The organism is Eisenbergiella massiliensis (genome assembly GCF_003435485.1).
Map to the genome: position 1 here is coordinate 317,928 of NZ_QVLV01000002.1, position 18,434 is coordinate 336,361.

Here is an 18,434-nt window from a genome sequence, read left to right on the forward strand (position 1 = left end):
ACTATTCTATGTGGCGCCAAAGCTTATAGTGCCAGTACTTTTCAAAACCTTTCAGGAGTCTTTCAGAATAAAAATTCGGAAAGCGCATAGTTACTGACGTCAATTCCATAATCAGTCAGCTTTAAAAATTCTTCGTGCACACCGTTTTTTTCCTGGGAATACCGTTCCAGCAGCCCTTCGTGCGTGAGCTTTTCCACCGGTCCTGCGTAAACCTCCTCCACAGTCCTGCCAAAGGCCTCACGGAACCGTCGGAGGGAAATACCTTCGGTAATCCGCAGGCCCAAAAACATGAATTCTTCCATCTGCTCCTCTGCGGACAGCGTCTGAACCGCCTGCTTCACAGGTGTGGCAAACCCTTCAGATGCAGAACCGGACAGGTATTCCTTCATATCCGATGTATTGTTCCAGCGCACATTCTGCCGAAGGGAAGCCGCCCCCAGCCCGAAGCCCGCGTAGTCGGTCCGTTTCCAGTAGGAGAGATTGTGGCGGCAGGAAAAACCCGGCCGGGCGTAGTTGGATATCTCATAACGGCCATAGCCGGCTTCTGCCAGATACGCCTTCGTCTGGCTGTACATGAGACGGTCCGTTTCCTCATCCGGCAGGGGCGGATGTCCCGCCGCCGGTCTTTCCCCGCCGTAAAACGTATAAAACGGCGTTCCTTCCTCAATGATAAGGCTGTAGGCGGAAATATGTTCCGGTTCAAGGGCTGCCGTTTTCTTCAGGGTATCCATCCAGGCCTGCGGCGTCTGGCCCGGAAGCGCCGACATGAGATCCACATTAATATTGGAAAAGCCCGCCTCTCTGGCCAGCTTAAAGCTGTTAAGGAACTCCCCCCAGGTATGGATCCGTCCCAACGCCTTCAGTTCCCGGTCATTGGCTGACTGCAGCCCGATGCTGAGCCTGTTGATTCCCGCCCTGCGGTACCATTCCAGATTATCTGCCGTAAGCGTTCCCGGATTGGCTTCCATAGTGATTTCCGGTGCTTCTTCCTCCGGGGCAAATGAAAAATTTTGCCGCAGGCATTCCATAATCCGGAAAAGCTCCTTCCCCGGAAGCAGGGACGGCGTGCCGCCTCCAAAAAAGACGGTCTTTACCACATAATCACTGTAAAGCGGAGCCTGGGCCCGTATTTCCGCAAGCAGGGCTTCCACATATTCTGTTTTCGTCTGTTCATCTGCGGGGGCTGAAAGGAAATCACAATAAAGACATTTGCGTACGCAAAAGGGAATGTGTAAATAGATGCCAAGGGGGGCCTGCTTCATTTGTTCTGCTCCTGTTCCTCTGCCGGGCCGGCTTCCTCTGCTGTTTCAGAATAACAGAAAAAAGTCCGGCTGGGAAGAGTGTAAATTATAAAATGTTTGTAAACTCGGGGTTTCCCGTTATAGTCCAAAAACTGAACCTTTACGTTTTTTTATATCAATCAAGATAAATAAGCTGCTCTGATTTTATGCTTTTATGCCTTATCTCACAGAAAAAGCCCATGGAAGCCATGGACTTTTTTGCTATTGTCCATTCGGAAGCAGACCTGCTGCGGAGGCTGCCGACGGACGTTTTATAAGTCATTTACTTCTTATCATCAAGCTTCAGTACGCTCATGAAGGCTTCCTGTGGAATTTCCACATTGCCTACCTGACGCATGCGCTTCTTACCTTCCTTCTGCTTTTCCAGCAGCTTTTTCTTACGGGAGATATCACCGCCGTAGCACTTGGCGAGAACATCCTTGCGCATGGCCTTCACGGTTTCCCTGGCGATAATTTTGCCGCCTACCGCCGCCTGAATTGGGATTTCAAACAGATGTCTGGGAATTTCGTCCTTCAGCCGTTCACACATTCTGCGGCCTCTCTCATAAGCGCTGTCCTTATGGACAATAAAGGAAAGAGCGTCTACTTCTTCCCGGTTAATCAGGATATCAAGCTTCACAAGCTCTGACTGTTCATAGCCCTTCAGTTCATAATCAAAAGACGCATAGCCCTTGGAACGGGATTTGAGGGCGTCAAAGAAATCGTAAATAATTTCATTCAAAGGAAGCTCATATTTGAGCAGCGCCCTTTTTTCCTCCATATATTCCATGCTCAGATAACGGCCTCTGCGTTCCTGGCAAAGATCCATGATGGAACCAATAAACTCGCTGGTTACCATAATTTCGGCGCTGACAATGGGTTCTTCCATGTATTCGATTACGGAAGGGTCAGGCAGATTGGAGGGATTGGTCAGATCCATGACCTCCCCGTTCGTCTTATGCACCTTATAAACAACGCCCGGCGCCGTGGTAACCAGATCCAGGTTGTATTCCCTTTCCAGCCTTTCTTCGATTACTTCCAGGTGAAGAAGTCCCAGGAACCCGCAGCGGAAGCCAAAACCCAATGCCGCCGAGGTTTCCGGCTCATAGAAAAGGGAGGCGTCATTGAGCCGCAGCTTTTCCAGGGCATCCCGCAGATCCGGATATTTTGCGCCGTCTGCCGGATACATGCCGCAGTAAACCATGGGATTTACTTTCTTATAACCGGGCAGGGGCTTAGCGCAGGGATGTTCCGCGTTGGTTACGGTATCGCCCACGGCGGTGTCCTTTACATTTTTAATGGAGGCGGTGATATATCCTACCATTCCTGCGCTAAGCTCTTCACAGGGAATGAACTGGCCCGCGCCAAAGTAGCCTACCTCCACAACCTCCTCCTGCGCTCCTGTGGCCATCATGCGGACAGGGGTTCCTTTACTCACTTTGCCTTCCATAATCCGACAGAAAATAATAACGCCTTTATATGGATCATACAGGGAGTCAAAAATAAGAGCCTGCAGGGGGTTGTCCGGGCTGCCGCCGGGAGCCGGGATCTTGCTCACAATCTGTTCCAGCACTTCATCGATGCCGATGCCGTTTTTAGCGGAAATCAACGGCGCGTCATGGGCTTCCAGGCCGATCACGTCCTCAATTTCCTCTTTCACCCGGTCCGGCTCTGCGCTGGGCAGATCTATTTTATTGATGACGGGGAATACGTCCAGGTCGTGATCCAGCGCCATGTAAACATTCGCCAGCGTCTGAGCCTCGATTCCCTGGGCTGCATCCACAACGAGCACCGCACCGTCGCAGGCCGCCAGGGAACGGCTGACCTCGTAGTTGAAGTCCACGTGACCCGGAGTGTCTATCAGGTTGAGAATATACTCTTCTCCGTTTTTCGCTTTATATACGGTACGGACCGCCTGGGATTTGATGGTAATCCCTCTTTCCCTCTCCAAATCCATATTGTCAAGCACCTGCTCCTGCATTTCCCTGCTTGTCAGGAGCCCGGTCCGTTCAATGATCCTGTCCGCCAGTGTGGATTTGCCGTGATCAATGTGGGCAATAATACAGAAATTCCTGATTTTACTCTGATCTATGGACATATATTTCCTCCAAATCTTTTGCATACTTCAGGAACCGGCCTGATGCAGCAGGTTCCTTTATTCATAAAATATTAGGTTTTTCAGGCGCTCAGGGTTCTGCGCGCCTTACATTTTCACCTGCTAAGTATAGCAAAATCAGGGTTCCCGGTCAATACAAACCCTTACCGGATAATTCCAGATCGAGAATGTGGGCAATCGGTGCGCAGGCATTCCTGATTTCTTCCACCGTATTTGTCTGTGCACCCAGCTCTATCAGCAGGGAACGGGGACGAAGATGCATGTTATACCGGTAACCCTTCAGATAAATACGTCTTGTCAGTCCCGGGTAATACTCATTTGCAATCACCTGCATCTGGAAGGAAAAAGCCAGATTATCGTCTATGTATGGGTTTTGTAAATACTCAATCTCTCCGTGGGCTTTAGTATAGGACAGTCCGTTAAAAAACATAAATTTCGCCGTGGGTTTTCCGTTCAGATCCATAACCAGCTTCCTGCCCTCCAGCACTTCATCCCTGTGCAGGTCAATCACCACTTCAATGGTGGGATTTTCCGCAAGCACCTGCTCTATGGCAGGCAGCGAATTGGAATAAGCATAGTCTCTGGCTTCCACATCGTATTCCCCGGTGTGGTGAATTACATTATAGCCGTACTCCTCCTGCAGTATCTGTGCCAGCAGCTCCCCGGCGCCCATAATAGTCGTGGAAGAATCCCCCGGTACGGAATCCACAAAATCCTCCTGGGAATGGGTGTGATAAATCAGGATTTGCGGCACATCCGGATTTTTTGTAATCGCCATGGTTTTGCCAAGCAGGGAATCCAGGTTCAGACGGGCGGGGCTGGCCTGCGTGGTAGCATCAACGGCATAAAATTCCTTAATCAACGCGTCAAAATCCTGATAATAGCTCCAGTTGTATTCCTGGCTTCTTCCTGCCGCCCTGATAAAGCCGAACTGATCTGCTGACGGGACCGGAGTTTCCTCCTGTTCTGCACTTTCCTCTTCCTCCGGCCGGCCTGTCTGATTTTCCTCCTGGAGCAGCTGCGTCATTTTATCATCCAGCTGTATTCTCCCTTCAGATGTTTCCGGCACCTCCAGCGCATCTCCGTCCTCGCTTTCCGTATATTCACTCGCTCCCTCCAACAAAAGGATCCGTTCATAGGTGCTTCCACTCTCCGTCTGCAGCCCACCGTCCTCCTGGCTTCCCGCATAGGCAAACAATGGGACCTGCTGTCCCAGCATATTGAGAAACCAGCTTCCCTGTGTACTGCTGCGGTCCGCAAAAGCAAAGGAAGGAAGCCATACATTCAGCACGCTTTCTTCCGCTTTCCCTGCCAGCGCTTCCTTCCATGAGAAACTGCTCCCTCCGCCTCCGTCTGAGGAGCTGCGCCCTGTGAACAGAAAATCCCCCAGGGCAATTACAAGAAGCACAAGCACACATTTATGAAAAATATTTCTTCCGTTCCATTTTTTATTCATAGAAGAATATATGCACCTGCGCTTCTCAATTATGCAGACAATCAGGCAATATCCAGTGCAATGTTGATCGCCTCGGAAATTGTAAAGCTCAGACGTTTTACCGTTTCGTCAATATCCTTGCTTGTGACGTACATATTATTCAGTTCAGACATGGCCTTAGGATGCTCGCGGTTAAAAAAATGTCCGCTTTCCCCGTATTCCTGCAGCATGCTTTCTATGGCATCGCCTACAATGGTCGCCGCATCAACTACGGTAGGCACGCCGATGGCAATCACAGGAACTCCCAGGCTTTCCTTTGTAATGGCATTCCGGTGATTTCCCACCCCGGATCCGGGATGGATGCCCGCATCTGAAACCTGGATAGTGCGGTTTAGCCGCTTCGTGCTTCTTGCCGCCAATGCATCCACCACTATCAGGGCATCCGGCTTCGTCTGATCAACCACGCCTTTTACAATCTCCGCAGTTTCCATACCGGTCATTGCCGTAACGCCCGGGACAATACTGCTGACCTGATGCATTTTTTCCCTGCCGTAGGCGGCTTTGCCATATTCCTTAATCACATGCCTGTTGATAAACAGATTATCCACCACCTCCGGCCCCAGGGCATCCGCAGTGACATCCCGGTTTCCCAGGCCTACCACCAGAATAGACTGCTCTTTTTCAATCTCCGGGATCAGCCTGCGCAGCTGCTTTGCCAGCTCCTCGGAAACCTCCCGGTGATAATCCTCATCCGGCTCTATCAGTGCCGGCGCTTCCAGTGTGACATAGGTACCCATCGGTTTCCCCATGGCTTTTGCTCCGTTTTTAGTATCAATGATGACACGGGTAATCTGCACCTCGCTCTTCTCACTCCGGGACTCCTCCACCCGTACCCCCCGCAGCTCTCCGTCTGCATCCGTAATACTTTCCCTGGCTTCCAGCGCCAGGTCCGTTCTTACCTGAAAACAACTCATCTGTACTCTCCCGCTTTTCCCTTTTTATATTTTGATTATTCGTGCTATAGTAACAGTTCAGACTCGTCTGAACTGATTCGTAATGACTATTTTTTGCAAAAATAAGCAAATTATGTATTGACATATAACAACACGTCAGATAGAATATATTCGTATGTTTCCATTAGAACGACCGTGTCCGGGTTTAATGAAACATTTTCATAAAGAATGGAAAATTTCGCTTGAAAATGGAGGTGAAAATCTTGGCTAACATCAAATCTGCTAAGAAGAGAATTCTGGTTAATAAAACCAAAGCTGACAGAAACAAAGCTATCAAATCTGGTGTAAAGACTTCTGTTAAGAAGGTATACACTGCTATTGAAGCTGGTGATAAGGCAGCTGCTCAGGCAGCTCTTCTTGCTGCTACATCTACAATTGATAAAGCAGCTACCAAAGGTGTATATCACAAAAATACAGCATCCAGAAAGGTGTCTCGTCTTTCCAAAGCTGTAAACCAGATGGCATAATTCAGATATACAATAGTTTATACAAAAAGCCCTGTCCTATACCGTCATGTAGGACAGGTTTTTTTTGTGTTTTCCGGCACCTTTCTTCCTGTCAATGCATTTGAAAAGCTGATGGTCTTAGCATTAAGCTCCACCCAGGCCGGGATAAAGCCGGACTGTACGGCATTTCTCACCGATTTCACATTTGCCCAGGCCACACAGTAGTACGGGACCCTGCCTGCGGCAAGAATTTCAAGCGCCAGCCTGCTTGTCAGGGCTGAAGCAATTCCCTGCCGTCTGTATTCAGGCAATACATCAATTCCTATCTGCCACATCGTATCACAATCGGCGGAGCATCCGGCAAGTCCCACCAGCCTGGCACCGTCATATGCGCCGACAGCAAGCACATCCAGTTCCCTGCATCCACTGGTAAGCGCATTGCTCCATTCCGGGACATAAAATTGCGTTAAATCCTCCGGCCTCAGCATTTCCATCCGGAAGCCGCATTCACGTTCCTTTAGCCGTTCCACATCAGGAAGAAAAAATTCCGCCATAAAACAGATACACATACCATCCCTGCGAAACGCATCATTCAATAAATAAATATTAGGGGTGCCAAAACAGTGCCCCGGTTCAAATTGTTCCAGATACTTTTCTACAGTTTCTTTTACTGCCGGATTTACGGAAGCGACAATATTGCTGCCGTAAGAAATCAGATTACAGTAGGCAGGCAGTGCCAGCTTTCTTCTTGCCCCCTTATTTCCGGTGGAAATTGTTACTATGTTTTCACTGCGGAAAAAGTCCTCCGGACTGCAATTCGCTTCAAGTGCAGACTGTTCCGTCGCAGTCCGCATAATATCTTTATTCGTCATTGTGCTGCTCCATTTTATTTTTACTTTACCGGTCTCCGCGTTTTCCGGCAAGCATGTAGCCATCATATACCATTGTTACATTTTGAGAATCCGGCATGGAAAAACCGCATTTCCTATAAAATTCATAGTTTTCAGGAGTGGTTCTTGCAGACCAGTTCCCGCACGGCAGCTTCTGCAGACAAAGGGAGATGAGAAAGCTTCCCAGGCCTTTTCTCCTGTATTCCGGCAAAATCATTAAATCCTGAACAGAAGCGACCATTACCTTGTCAGACACCACTCTTACCATTCCCACCAGTTCTTCTTTATTCCATACGGTAAATCCCCATGCCGAATTGCGAAGGGCCTCCGTGAATTTTTCATTCTGCCGCTGAGGAAGTTCTTTGCCGCACCAGCCAATTTTTTCATACAGTCCCCGTAGAAGCTCCGGCGCTATACCCTCTATTCCTTCCCGGATCAACAGTCCTTTATAGTATTGATACATGGGCTTTTCCTCTTTTATATTTATGCTTTATTTCCGGTTCCTTAAAATTGCCATTCCTGCATAGTGAAGCACATTAAAATGTTCAGGCGCCTCCGCTTCCAGCATCCGTCTGTGTTCTATGTCAAATTCCTCCACCTCTTCCCGGGAAAGCGACGCTCCGATTCCACGGCAGGCACGGATGCGTCCATTCCAGCTTTCGCGCGTAAACGGTACCTGAAGATCAAAAACTTCATTTTTTTCCAGCTCAAAATATTCACCATAAGCCTTCGGAACAGCAATGGGATGTCTGGTTTCTCCGCAACCGGACCAGGAGGGATTATATTTAAGAACCAGTCTTTCACTTTCTCCGGCAATCCGGTCCTCAAAAGGCAGCCATGCCATATATAAGATCACAAAGCGGCCGGAAGGCTTCAGTATACGGGAAAGCATGGGCGCAAGCATCTCATGGTTGAAATAAAAATAGCATTGGCAGGCAGTAATCACATCGAAGCTGTTTTCAGGAAAATCCATGTCCTCCGCACCAGTGCTCATAAAACGGATGTCCATATCCGCTTCCGCAGCCAGCCGCTTAGCTGTCTCGATCTGGTTTTCTGAAATATCGGTTCCGGTAAACTCCGCGCCATAAGAATACAGGCAGCGCGGCAGAACTCCTGTCCCTGTTCCGATATCAAGCACCTTCTGGCCATCCCTGCACAGTCCCTCATCCAGAATCCGCCGGTAAAACTCCTGCGGATAAATATCCCTGTATTTTGCATAATCTGAAGAGGTCTTACCCCAGTCGAAAGCCTTTCCTCCATCAATCCCCTTATCAATTATCATCCTTTTCCTCATTCTTTCCGATACGGCGCAGTCAGCTCAATATGGTTTCCTTCACTGTCCTCAAATTCCGAAACCCAGTTCTGCCCAATCCGCTTTAATGGAAATACAATTTTCAGGCCAGACAGCTTATTTTTCAGGATGTCAAGGGAATCCACCTCCAGGCTTGGCAGACAGTTGCTTCCAAATATGTGCTTTTCTTCTGCTTTTCCATAAGCAAAAAGGCCGAGTCGGAAGCCCTGGATGTCAAAAACACTGTAAAGTTCATCTTTTTCTGTAACCGGCTGCTCCAGAAAAGCTTCATAAAAACGGATAGCCCTCTCCATATCCCTGACACAAAGGTATAACGATTTCACGGTACAATTCATTGCTGTCTCTCCTCATTTCTGCCCCTTCTGCTGAAAATCAGCCATGATAACGGCTGACTCTGACACCATGGATATTCATTACCCGAACCCGCTTTGCGTCAGGCGTCAGAGTATAAAGAATATTATCAATTTCCATCACAGGGATGCTTCCGGTTGATTTCAACTCACAGATATGGCCATTGGACTCTAAAATGCTTTTTACCGCACTGATGCACTCCTCGCCATTGGGAAACATTGTTTCCGTTTCTATAAAGATGGTATTCTGTCTTTTTCCTGCCTCTGAACCACTCAGGAATCTGCTCAGCCCCTTCTCCGGCGCCACTTCGATTCTGCATGCAGTAAGGCTGCGTATAAAAGCGTTTTTAGCGGGAACTTCCTTCAGTACCTCTTCAAATTCCTTTCTTTCTTCAGGCAAAAATATTTCATCCCATTTACCATCCCGGCAAAGCAGCCAAATCAGGCACACATCCGCATCGGTAAGGATATTCTTTAAGACGGCGTTTTTCAGTAAAACCTTTTCACTTCTGTAACGGTTGAAATCGCTCCGGTATGCATTTTCTTTGATGCCATTCATACGATAATCGCAGTCCGATTCCAACAGTGAGGGTATCACATCCATCGTTCCAGCATCTATCAGTGCCTCCAGCTTCTTTTGCCGAATATCGGAACAGACTTTTCCCGGCAGCCCGGCAATGGCATCCATCCAGCTCTGCAGCGGGTAATATCCTGACTTATCCTTAAAAATACTACCGAAACTCTCTGCTGCCTCCATGTTTTTACCGAGCGCATATTCCCCATTTTTTTCTTCCAGCTTACCATCTGTAAGCAGTTCAAGGAACCGGGCAGCAACAAGGAAGTGGTCTTTTCGATTCTGCTCCGATCCATGTCCTGCTGCCTCCTCCCCATTGAAGGAAAGTATAACATACCTGTCTGTTAATAAATTTTTGCTCATTTGTATACCCCTTTCGAAATTACAGTCTGCATCTCATTGTCTTCTGAACATCTGAAAAACCCATTTTCTCATATAACCTGCTTGCTCCCTCATTGCCTGCAAGAACCCCCAGTTCTATATATTCCAGATTTCTTTCCTTGGCCCATGCTCTGGCCTGCTGGAGCAGCATTGTACCGACGCCCTTTCCCCTGCTGCATTCATCCACACAAATATCCATAATATATGCATATCTATGCGGTATAAAGCAATCATAAGGGGGAGTCTTTTTTTCCTGAATCAGCAAAAAACCTTCCGTATTGCCATTCTCTTCAGCAATAAGAATATCCGATTCCGTTTCTTCTATATTTTTTCTAATAAAAGCTCTGTCCGCAAATGCGGGACTTATAAAATCCGGCTGTAGTGCGGCCATAGCGGAAAAAAGCTGACTGTATAAGCTTTCTATTTCCGTTATATCCTGTTCCTCTGCAATCCTGATCCTCATTCTTTTTAACCTCCGGCCAGCTGCTATTTATGTCTGCGCTTAACGGCAAACATTCCAAGCGCTGCTGTGGCAATTATGCATAAACCGGTTACGATATATATGACAGTACTGTTTCCTATTTTACCTGCAATAAAAATACTGGTTGGACCGTCAGCTCCTCCGATAATGCTGACAGCAGTGTTATTTCCCCATAAACACATGATACTTGCGGCAATTCCTGCCACGCTGATAAGTGATAGTATAATCAATCCTGTTTTGAGTCCTTTTTTCATTGGTTTGTCCCTTTCTGCTTTTATTTGTTGGCCGTAAAACCAATTTTTAATGTACTTCCTTCCAGTACTTCACTTTTACTGCAGGTTATGGGCAGCTTCTGGTTTTCTGAAAATCCGAGGGTTTCACCCGCATGAAGTGTTACATTTCCGTCAAGTACATAATAAACGATGTCGAGCAGGAAATTGCGAAGTTCTTCCGGCTTTGCGTCCGCTTGCAGCACCTCCATCTCTTCCTTGCCGAACATCCGCATTCCATAGGTATAGGCGTTCCAGGTCTTTCCCTCCTGATATAGGCCGAAATAAATCCAGTTGAGTACCGGAAGGCCGCCGTCTGTCAGCATCTGCGCCGCATCCAGGTAAAACTGGGGCTGAAAAACGGTACCGCTGGTATATACACCCAGAACGGTTTCCTGTTTACAGCAGGCAGCAATAAATTTTACCAAAAGCTTCCCCCTCTCCAGAACCGGCGCCTGATTTCCCAATACAGCCACCAATATCTGCGCCGTATGAGCCTTTGCAGCTGCCACAGCTCCCGGCCACATATAATTATTTGCAGCATTCGCAACTGCTTCTTCCTCCGGCACCGGAGCTTCAATCAGGCTGACTGCGGCCATCATACCACCGACGCATATGACAAAAGAGGTATTATCTGCGTTTTCTTCTCCGTCTTCAGCCTCATTCTCATCCGCATTCCAGTCAATATCCCAGTCAGTTTTCAGATCTGTTTTCAGTTGTGAAAGGTTCCATTCCGGCTTTGAAAGCAGCACAAATCCCAGAAAAGAGCCTGCCTGGCTGTCATTTTCTTCCTTATCTTCTGCACTGTCATGATCCTTTGCCATTTTCCCGGCTTCGTATTTCTGTGCCTGTTCCATCCAGTAGCTGCGTATCATTTCAACCATTGCTATGGCTTTTTCTTTCGCAGTCGTTTCTTCATAAGGCTCCATTTCACTGAAAACGTGACCACAGTGCTCTGTTTCACCCGGTTCATAGCCGCCGCATACTCCCAGAAGCCATTTACCCAGAATACTTTTCTTATACTTAAAAATATAATAATGCAGCTCATGTAGGTCGAACTCACCCGCCAGTTCTATTTTGGCAGGTTCTTTTCCCAGCTCGTCCGGATGGGCAAGCCATTCTTTCATGCTTTTAAGCGCGGCGTTTTGCTGTTGATTCATAAATATCCTCCGACATAATATCCTGTCTTTTCTATAATTTTCATCTGCTGTATTGATATCCTGTATCTTAGCGGTTTAATTAAATAGATTTTTCACAGATATCTTTTTAGCGCCACACAGCTCCGTCTATTTTGGGTGACACTCCAAGTGTTTTTAAGAGATTACGGTATATGAGAAGTTGTGCAGCATCTGCAGGATGACAGCCGTCATTGCTGCAGTCACAGCCAAATAAAATTTCATCGATTTTCTTTCCGGAAAATAATAGATATTCCATGATATAATTATAATTATCTGCCAGGAGAACACCTTCCTTTTCAGCTACATCAATAATTATGTTAGCCACGTCCTCCATATGGTACAGACGGTTTACATAAGCTTCATTCATTACAGTTGAAGGGGTCGGTGTAAAAACAACCATCTCTTTTCCCTTCTCCCTGAAAAAACGAATCATCCATGAAAGATTATCCCGAAGCTCCTGCATGCCGTTTTCTCTTTTCCTGTCATTTGCCCCGAAAAAAAGGAATATAATATCGTCCCTATCTTCGCAGAAAAGCTGTTCAATCCCATTGCGCAATTGTCCGGAAGATGCGCCGCCACAGCCGTTATTTTCCAGTGTACACCCAGGAAATTTATCCTTCAAATAGGTTTCAAAACTGCCCCACCAGCTGTTTGGAGCAATCCTTCTCATAAAATTTTCTTCTCCGTCACAAAGAATAACTTTATCCGTTTTCCAGCTTCCAGAACTGCCGGCACCAGCCGCCAGGCTGTCACCAATAATATTTATATGCGCTCCCCGCTGCAATAATTGTCTGATTTCTATTCGCATTAAGCCTCCTTTGCTGCATTCAGGATATGCTGTTCCAGCCAGCCGGCGACTCCGTCCGCATCATTGTCTGCACAGACCTCATCCGCAAGCCTTTTTACGTCATCGATTGCATTTTCCATGGCCACACCGATGCCGCATCCCTGCAGCATTTCCATATCATTATAATCATCACCGAAAGCCACAATTTCTTCCGGGTCGATCTGATAATGCGCGGCAATTTCCTTCACTGCCCGCATCTTTTCCGCTTTTTTGTTCATTATCATTGCTACTGTATTTTCAGACAGCTGTATATACAAATCCTGTGGAAGAAGCGGCTCGTAGCGCTTCATGTCCTCCACCGATGCCGCCTCCAGCAATAGCTTATCCGCTTCCCCAAAGGGCAGATCCGTAAAATCCGTAAGTGTATATTCTATACCCTCCCAGATATTTCCGGGATCAAAATTCACATACAGCCGGTCCTGCATTTCCACACTGACATGGAGTCCGGGATGCGCATCCTGGAGAATGGAAATGATTTTTCCCGGATTAGGTATCCCGAACCCGGAAAAGGGTTCATCTCCCAGCTTTACAACAGCGCCATTGTGAAAAATTGCGCCGTCATAATCCGACTCGGAAAGGAAATCCTTCACAGCCCGGATTGGCCTGGCAGTTGCAATAATGAACAAAAGGCCTTTGTTCCTGCATTCTGTAATTATTTTCCTGGAATATTCGGATATGGTTTTATCTGTGCGAAGATAGGTTCCGTCCAAATCCGTTACTATCATTTTAATATTCTTCATCGATCCTGCCTCTCACTATTTCCTGCTTTTTCCGGTTCGATACTTTACAAACCATCCATAATTACAGCATTTTCAATGTTCCAATTCCGTTTCCTGTTTATAAATGCTGCTGACAAGCGCAGGTTATCTGTTTCCCCCTGCAAATTCACCCATATGTATATCCAGGACAACCCGCATGGGACTGATAATGGCATCTTCTTTCCTGCAAACCCATTTTTCATGATGGATGCCCTCCACCGTATTCCCGTCTTCAATAACATCTCCGTATTCAAACAGGTATGCCGCCAGGTTCCGCATAAAAACAACTACCTGGTTTGGTTCCAGATTTTTACAGTGGCACTGCAGATCCGGCAGTCCAATGGGTGTCAGCCCCAGTGTGTCAAACAACATCTCATTTGTTCCTGTAATATTAAAAAAACGTACATTCAGGCCGCCGTCCAGAAAATGAAGCTCCGGGGAATTCCAGGAGGAATGCTCGTAAACCTCTCTCGGCAGCAGGTTCTGGCTGTGCGGCCAATAGATACCGATACAATCCGGGAACAGTTCAAGAACAGCATCCGCATAATCGGCCAGAATTCCATACTGTTCCAAAACAGGCAGCCCTGCCGCCAGCATGTTGCTTGCCATAATTGAATAACGGCATCTTGCAATAAAAGCTTCTTTCTCAGGGCAGCTCCAGAACTGTGCCCGAACTGCTTCATCAAATTGGGCTGTATCAAAGGTATCCGCCCCATAAAGAATCAGCTGGGATGGAAATTCTCTTTTTTCCTTTTCGTAATAGACCTGGTGCTCCCACAGCACAAAGGATTTCAGTTCGGATGGCTTCTGCGGCATATTCTGTTCTTCAGCCAGTTCAGTTACCTTTCCGAATTTTTCAGCCAGTTTTGCACAAACAGCCTCCGCCGTCGGCATGATAACCGGATTTTCAAACAACGGGATAAAAAAATAAACAGAGGACCATTTATCCGTAAAACCATTTTCCTTTTTTTCCATTTTGCTCCTATCCGCACACCGAAGGTGCGCCTGCTATTCAGGGAAATTGAATATATTCTTCTTTATGATATTTTCCTGCCGATCTTTTTATCAAGCCTCCATGCGGGGGCGGGGCCGTCGTCTCCCCAGTATTCATCAACGCTTATAATCCTGTTATCTTCCATCCGGAAGAAGGATACCACATGAAAGGATAGAGTGCCGTCCTTTGTATGGACATGGGCCGCTGTGATCATCGTATCTCCTGCACACTCCATGCGCTGTATGCAGCCGTCCCATTCACCGGGGTATTCGCAGTTTGCCCTGATAAATTCATGTACGGTAAATTCTTCATCCGTATTATGCCATCTGATAAGGGCGTCTTCCCTAAAAAAATCAGGCAGTGTTTTTTCATCCTGCTCCAGTACAGCCTTCCAGTAATTTTCAAGGAAAATTTCTTTTTGTTGAATATCGCTCACAGCTTTTATGCCTCCTTTTTTATCCATCTTAACAGATATTTATTAAGATTTTATGTAAAATCTGCATTTTTCTCCCCATTCCGAATCATGAAGAAAAATAATGCTTTCTGCAGGTTCTTTTTCAGTCTGCAGGGGCATTTGCCGCATTCAGGGCTTTCTTCAAATCCTCCATATATACTTTCTGCTGTGTGGCAAGATACATTCCCGCAAAGGGCTTCATCCACACCTTTTTTGCGGTCACCTTTTCCGTAAAATCAAGCATCGTGCCTCTCTGTGTCTGTTCCAGAATACCGATCCAGTGTCCCTGGATATTTTCGTTTTCCATATCGAACTCATAGCGGTTCATGGGCTTACATACTGTAATCGTAAAGGTCGTAGCAAAGCCGTCACGTGTATATTCCCGGAACGTCCTTCCAGGCTCCAGGATTTCTATCCTGTCTAAATCACTGCGCCAGGAATAATTTTCCAGGCTGGTTATCAAATCCCACACCGCAGCTATGTCCGCGTTCACTTCTTCTTTTCTGTTTGCTTCTGCCATGTCTGATTTTCTCCTTATAAGCTGTTTTATTTGATAAGCTGTATTAAATCTGGTAAAAAACTGATTTCATATGCAGGCTTCATGGAATGGTTATAAGCTTTCCTGCTGCGATTATACCAGCAGGTATCCATTCCTGCCTCATTTGCACCAACTATATCTGTACTTATGGAATTCCCCACCATCAGGCAGACGGCCGGATTATTCACGTGTAATGTATTTAGAATACAGGAATAAAAAGCTGATGACGGTTTGATTGCGCCCACTTCTTCTGATATAAATACATGGGTAATATAATTCATAAACGGAGATATACGAGATCGCTGTATCTCTGTCAGACCGTTTGTTGCAAGTACCAGAGGGCAGTATTTTGACAGTGTCCGGCACACTGCAATAGCACCCTCTTCCGGCCAGAACTCTTCTTTATACTTCTGAAAATACAGTGCGCTCAGTTGTTCCGGCGGCATTCCCGTTTTGATTTTCTCTTCCAGATGGACAAATCGTTCTACTGCATAGCTGCGGTAATATTTGTGATAATTTTTTAGTATGTCTGCATTGTTTGTATTATCAAGATCATATTTCAACCAAACTTCATCGCATATCTCAATAAAAAGCTTTTGGAGCCTTTCCTCCGGTACGATTTTACAAGCTTCCATCGTCCTGAGAAAAGCATTCAGCTCGCATTTTTCAAAATTCAAAAGAGTATCGTCCACATCCAGTATCAGGTATTCATATTTTGCCATCTTATCCTCTTTTTGCCTCGTCAGTCTACCAGCTTTTATATTGTAACTGTTTCATTATATGAACCCGCTATTATCATTATTTCATAATGATTTACATATTATAGAATACCATATCCGTGCAGAAATGAAAAATGTTTTTATAAACAAAATCGGTATTTTCCAACAGCCCCCTTTTCTTTTGTGGAGATAAATTTATAGGGAGGGTGTGACCGTCATCGGTTACACCCTCCTTTATTGAGGCCATCATTTACCGACAGCCCCCTGACTACTTATTCTGTCCCAATGCCCAGACACTCATTGTAAAATGCCTCCGCTTCATCCAGCAGCGGAATCAAAGTCTCTTCGTTATATGTTTCCGTCGCCGGATAAACAACATCCAAAAGAAAATAAGTCCAATATTCATTGAAATCTTCACAGGTCCGCTCTCCAATCCTGTCATTTCCATGTCGGAATTCTTCATAAGCAGCATTATATAACTTCTTTATAGTAAACTGCATTCTGCTATATTCCTTCATTCTTTGACGATATTCATTGTAAGTCGTACCGCTTTCTTCATAGTAAGCTTCAAACTCCGCAAAATTGGATGCCGATTTAATTATTTTATCCTGCTCATCCATACACATCTTAAGTTCTTCTTCCGTAACAGAATACCCATTCTGTACCGCATAATAATATTGTTCCATCTGACCCGACAGCTTTTTCCTGACTGCCTGAACCACTTCCTGCCTCGGACTTACGTTTTCTGCCTGGTTAAGCATTTCTAACGCAAATAATGCCCGCAGGTCAGTTAAACTATAAGAGATATTCCAATCTTCTAACTGTAAGGTAAGCTGGATGATACTTTTCAATCGCTCCGGATCCGATATATCTAATTCATTGTCCGAGATTGCGTCAGCTTGGAAAACAGTTGATGTTGAATAAAAATACTGTGCAAAAAAATCCGCATTTTGATAAATTGTTCTATCCTCTGTTTCAACATACCACTTGTCTCCAGAAGAACCCATCTGAAAAAAGTAAAAGCTTTGTTTGGATTCATCATCGTATCTTAATGTCACAACATAATAATTTACTTCACGCCGAACAGTATCCTTTACCGAAGTATCCAAAGGAACAACCTCTTCAAGCGCTTCGACAAACGTACTGAAATCTCCCCACAAACTGTTTTCAGATGCACGTATTTTTAATCCATTAACCTGAATCATATTGATCTCTTTATCAGGAATTCTTATATTTTTTTCGTTCTCCGAATAACAGCCTGTTGTTATTGAAAACAAAATAACTGTTATTATGCCAAAAGACAAAGCTTTTATCTTATTATTGCACATATATGTTTTCCTTCCTGATTTAAGGCCTATAGTGTCGCATTTGCATCATAACACATCAAATGTCTTTTCTGTTTAAAATGGCCTGAAATAACTTTTTTTGACTGCCAATAGTTCTTTTCAGTCCTGTTTCAAAAAGACTTGTATTATTTTGCTCTTTATGGAAATCAGAAAGGCGGCCACGCCAAAGAAATGACATGACCGCCGCTGCAGGGAAAGAGAATCCCCCAATTACTTATTTTTATCTTCCGCAATCAGTTTACGCAGTGCGCCGATACCGGCGCGGATAGCCGCCTCCGTGTCGTGCTCCACAGGATTATACAGGCCCGCCTTCTCTCTTTCCTGATTTGCCACCACAAGGAATACGGAACCGCAGCGGACTTTCAGATAATCCGCAACCACAAAGAGTGCCGCGGACTCCATCTCGGAGGCCTTGCAGCCAAGGCGCAGCCACGCCTGCCATTTATTTTCCAGTTCATAGCTGACAGGCATGATTTCCGGTTCATGCTGTCCGTAAAAGGAATCCTTGCACTGCACAATCCCTTTGTGCCAGTCATGGCCGCTCTCTTTTGCCGCCGCAATCAGGGCATTTACCACATCGATGTCCGCTACCGCCGGAAATTCAATAGGGGCATATTCCCGGCTGGTTCCTTCATTGCGGATCGCTCCCGTGGCTATGACCAGATCGCCGCTTTTCACATCAATATCCATACCGCCGCAGGTACCGACCCTGACAAAGGTATCAGCTCCCGCTTTTACCAGCTCTTCCATGGCAATGGATGCGGACGGACCGCCGATTCCTGTTGAAGTTACGCTTACCCTTTCTCCGTCCAGATACCCGGTATAGGTGACAAATTCCCTGCTGTCCGCCACAAGCTTGGGAGAGTCAAAAAAAGCGGCTATTTTTTCACAGCGCTTCGGATCTCCCGGCAGGATTACATAGCGCCCCACATCCCCCATTTTTATTTGCAGGTGATATTGGATTCCGTTTTCCGTATATTTCATCTTTGCTCCTGTCTGCGCGCCGCAGCGCGCTCATGAATCAGCCGGACGACATTCCTGCCCCGGGCTTTA

At 46.2% G+C, this 18,434-nt stretch carries 21 protein-coding genes; 1 reads left to right on the top strand and 20 read right to left on the bottom strand.

Annotation, left to right across the window (positions count from 1 at the left end; all coding sequences use genetic code 11):
• Positions 1–62: 62 nt before the first annotated feature.
• The 4 genes from hemW to gpr form a co-directional block, all read right to left on the bottom strand.
• The gene (gene hemW, locus DXC51_RS04000) at positions 63–1,262 is read right to left on the bottom strand and encodes a radical SAM family heme chaperone HemW (RefSeq protein ID WP_117543777.1); all 1,200 of its coding nucleotides are present in this window, start codon (positions 1,260–1,262) and stop codon (positions 63–65) included.
• Positions 1,263–1,563: 301 nt separating this feature from the next.
• Positions 1,564–3,378 carry a translation elongation factor 4 gene (gene lepA / locus DXC51_RS04005; RefSeq protein WP_025489723.1) on the bottom strand — a complete coding sequence of 605 codons (1,815 nt, stop codon included), beginning with the start codon at positions 3,376–3,378 and terminating at the stop codon, positions 1,564–1,566.
• A gap of 148 nt (positions 3,379–3,526) precedes the next feature.
• Complete coding sequence (locus DXC51_RS04010; RefSeq protein WP_117543779.1) at positions 3,527–4,852, bottom strand: stage II sporulation protein P; 1,326 nt, start codon at positions 4,850–4,852, stop codon at positions 3,527–3,529.
• Between the two features lie 41 nt (positions 4,853–4,893).
• Entirely contained in the window at positions 4,894–5,805 is a 912-nt protein-coding gene (gene gpr, locus DXC51_RS04015) for a GPR endopeptidase (RefSeq protein ID WP_021635926.1), read from the bottom strand.
• 242 nt (positions 5,806–6,047) lie between these two features.
• Between gpr and rpsT the strand changes: the two genes are divergently transcribed.
• Positions 6,048–6,311: a 30S ribosomal protein S20 gene (rpsT, locus tag DXC51_RS04020; protein ID WP_025489721.1), complete on the top strand. Its 264-nt coding sequence runs from the start codon at positions 6,048–6,050 to the stop codon at positions 6,309–6,311.
• A 44-nt stretch (positions 6,312–6,355) separates the two neighbouring features.
• Here the strand turns inward: rpsT and DXC51_RS04025 are convergent, their stop codons facing one another.
• The 16 genes from DXC51_RS04025 to udp all read right to left on the bottom strand — a co-directional run bounded on the left by DXC51_RS04025 (position 6,356) and on the right by udp (position 18,365).
• A complete protein-coding gene (locus DXC51_RS04025) occupies positions 6,356–7,162 on the bottom strand; it encodes a GNAT family N-acetyltransferase (RefSeq protein WP_117543781.1) in 807 nt (268 codons plus the stop codon).
• Positions 7,163–7,187: 25 nt separating this feature from the next.
• Positions 7,188–7,643 carry a GNAT family N-acetyltransferase gene (locus DXC51_RS04030; protein ID WP_021635931.1) on the bottom strand — a complete coding sequence of 152 codons (456 nt, stop codon included), beginning with the start codon at positions 7,641–7,643 and terminating at the stop codon, positions 7,188–7,190.
• A gap of 27 nt (positions 7,644–7,670) precedes the next feature.
• Positions 7,671–8,462: a class I SAM-dependent methyltransferase gene (locus DXC51_RS04035; protein WP_117544018.1), complete on the bottom strand. Its 792-nt coding sequence runs from the start codon at positions 8,460–8,462 to the stop codon at positions 7,671–7,673.
• Positions 8,463–8,470: 8 nt separating this feature from the next.
• Positions 8,471–8,827: a VOC family protein gene (locus DXC51_RS04040; RefSeq protein ID WP_117543783.1), complete on the bottom strand. Its 357-nt coding sequence runs from the start codon at positions 8,825–8,827 to the stop codon at positions 8,471–8,473.
• A gap of 37 nt (positions 8,828–8,864) precedes the next feature.
• Positions 8,865–9,779, bottom strand: a complete 915-nt coding sequence (locus DXC51_RS04045) for a hypothetical protein (RefSeq protein WP_117543784.1) — start codon at positions 9,777–9,779, stop codon at positions 8,865–8,867.
• A gap of 19 nt (positions 9,780–9,798) precedes the next feature.
• Positions 9,799–10,260 (bottom strand): GNAT family N-acetyltransferase, encoded by a 462-nt coding sequence (locus tag DXC51_RS04050; RefSeq protein WP_117543786.1) that lies wholly within the window; start codon positions 10,258–10,260, stop codon positions 9,799–9,801.
• A gap of 23 nt (positions 10,261–10,283) precedes the next feature.
• The gene (locus DXC51_RS04055; RefSeq protein WP_117543788.1) at positions 10,284–10,532 is read right to left on the bottom strand and encodes an oxaloacetate decarboxylase; all 249 of its coding nucleotides are present in this window, start codon (positions 10,530–10,532) and stop codon (positions 10,284–10,286) included.
• Positions 10,533–10,552: 20 nt separating this feature from the next.
• Entirely contained in the window at positions 10,553–11,707 is a 1,155-nt protein-coding gene (locus DXC51_RS04060; protein ID WP_117543790.1) for a DUF4261 domain-containing protein, read from the bottom strand.
• A 106-nt stretch (positions 11,708–11,813) separates the two neighbouring features.
• Complete coding sequence (locus tag DXC51_RS04065; protein ID WP_117543792.1) at positions 11,814–12,533, bottom strand: SGNH/GDSL hydrolase family protein; 720 nt, start codon at positions 12,531–12,533, stop codon at positions 11,814–11,816.
• Positions 12,533–13,312, bottom strand: coding sequence for an HAD family hydrolase (locus DXC51_RS04070; protein WP_117543794.1), 780 nt, complete (start codon positions 13,310–13,312; stop codon positions 12,533–12,535). Before DXC51_RS04070 ends, DXC51_RS04065 begins: the two co-directional genes overlap by 1 nt.
• Positions 13,313–13,435: 123 nt before the next feature.
• Complete coding sequence (locus tag DXC51_RS04075; RefSeq protein ID WP_117543796.1) at positions 13,436–14,305, bottom strand: DUF4261 domain-containing protein; 870 nt, start codon at positions 14,303–14,305, stop codon at positions 13,436–13,438.
• Between the two features lie 62 nt (positions 14,306–14,367).
• Positions 14,368–14,760, bottom strand: a complete 393-nt coding sequence (locus tag DXC51_RS04080) for a nuclear transport factor 2 family protein (protein ID WP_330413797.1) — start codon at positions 14,758–14,760, stop codon at positions 14,368–14,370.
• A 121-nt stretch (positions 14,761–14,881) separates the two neighbouring features.
• Positions 14,882–15,298 (bottom strand): SRPBCC family protein, encoded by a 417-nt coding sequence (locus tag DXC51_RS04085; protein ID WP_117543800.1) that lies wholly within the window; start codon positions 15,296–15,298, stop codon positions 14,882–14,884.
• A 26-nt stretch (positions 15,299–15,324) separates the two neighbouring features.
• Entirely contained in the window at positions 15,325–16,038 is a 714-nt protein-coding gene (locus DXC51_RS04090; protein WP_117543802.1) for an HAD family hydrolase, read from the bottom strand.
• Positions 16,039–16,307: 269 nt separating this feature from the next.
• Positions 16,308–17,363, bottom strand: a complete 1,056-nt coding sequence (locus DXC51_RS04095; RefSeq protein ID WP_117543804.1) for a hypothetical protein — start codon at positions 17,361–17,363, stop codon at positions 16,308–16,310.
• A 228-nt stretch (positions 17,364–17,591) separates the two neighbouring features.
• On the bottom strand, positions 17,592–18,365 hold the full coding sequence (udp, locus tag DXC51_RS04100) for a uridine phosphorylase (protein WP_102289008.1): 774 nt from the start codon (positions 18,363–18,365) through the stop codon (positions 17,592–17,594).
• Positions 18,366–18,434: the final 69 nt, after the last annotated feature.

Excerpts from the sequence above, each read along its gene's own strand:
- DXC51_RS04065 (WP_117543792.1), bottom strand. The coding sequence starts at position 12,533 with ATGCGAATAGAAATCAGACAATTATTGCAGCGGGGAGCGCATATAAAT.
- DXC51_RS04040 (WP_117543783.1), bottom strand. The coding sequence starts at position 8,827 with ATGAATTGTACCGTGAAATCGTTATACCTTTGTGTCAGGGATATGGAG.
- DXC51_RS04060 (WP_117543790.1), bottom strand. The coding sequence starts at position 11,707 with ATGAATCAACAGCAAAACGCCGCGCTTAAAAGCATGAAAGAATGGCTT.
- DXC51_RS04055 (WP_117543788.1), bottom strand. The coding sequence starts at position 10,532 with ATGAAAAAAGGACTCAAAACAGGATTGATTATACTATCACTTATCAGC.
- DXC51_RS04050 (WP_117543786.1), bottom strand. The coding sequence starts at position 10,260 with ATGAGGATCAGGATTGCAGAGGAACAGGATATAACGGAAATAGAAAGC.
- DXC51_RS04010 (WP_117543779.1), bottom strand. The coding sequence starts at position 4,852 with ATGAATAAAAAATGGAACGGAAGAAATATTTTTCATAAATGTGTGCTT.
- DXC51_RS04075 (WP_117543796.1), bottom strand. The coding sequence starts at position 14,305 with ATGGAAAAAAAGGAAAATGGTTTTACGGATAAATGGTCCTCTGTTTAT.
- lepA (WP_025489723.1), bottom strand. The coding sequence starts at position 3,378 with ATGTCCATAGATCAGAGTAAAATCAGGAATTTCTGTATTATTGCCCAC.
- DXC51_RS04090 (WP_117543802.1), bottom strand. The coding sequence starts at position 16,038 with ATGGCAAAATATGAATACCTGATACTGGATGTGGACGATACTCTTTTG.
- gpr (WP_021635926.1), bottom strand. The coding sequence starts at position 5,805 with ATGAGTTGTTTTCAGGTAAGAACGGACCTGGCGCTGGAAGCCAGGGAA.
- DXC51_RS04030 (WP_021635931.1), bottom strand. The coding sequence starts at position 7,643 with ATGTATCAATACTATAAAGGACTGTTGATCCGGGAAGGAATAGAGGGT.
- DXC51_RS04085 (WP_117543800.1), bottom strand. The coding sequence starts at position 15,298 with ATGGCAGAAGCAAACAGAAAAGAAGAAGTGAACGCGGACATAGCTGCG.
- DXC51_RS04095 (WP_117543804.1), bottom strand. The coding sequence starts at position 17,363 with ATGTGCAATAATAAGATAAAAGCTTTGTCTTTTGGCATAATAACAGTT.
- DXC51_RS04025 (WP_117543781.1), bottom strand. The coding sequence starts at position 7,162 with ATGACGAATAAAGATATTATGCGGACTGCGACGGAACAGTCTGCACTT.
- DXC51_RS04035 (WP_117544018.1), bottom strand. The coding sequence starts at position 8,462 with ATGATAATTGATAAGGGGATTGATGGAGGAAAGGCTTTCGACTGGGGT.
- hemW (WP_117543777.1), bottom strand. The coding sequence starts at position 1,262 with ATGAAGCAGGCCCCCCTTGGCATCTATTTACACATTCCCTTTTGCGTA.
- DXC51_RS04045 (WP_117543784.1), bottom strand. The coding sequence starts at position 9,779 with ATGAGCAAAAATTTATTAACAGACAGGTATGTTATACTTTCCTTCAAT.
- DXC51_RS04070 (WP_117543794.1), bottom strand. The coding sequence starts at position 13,312 with ATGAAGAATATTAAAATGATAGTAACGGATTTGGACGGAACCTATCTT.
- udp (WP_102289008.1), bottom strand. The coding sequence starts at position 18,365 with ATGAAATATACGGAAAACGGAATCCAATATCACCTGCAAATAAAAATG.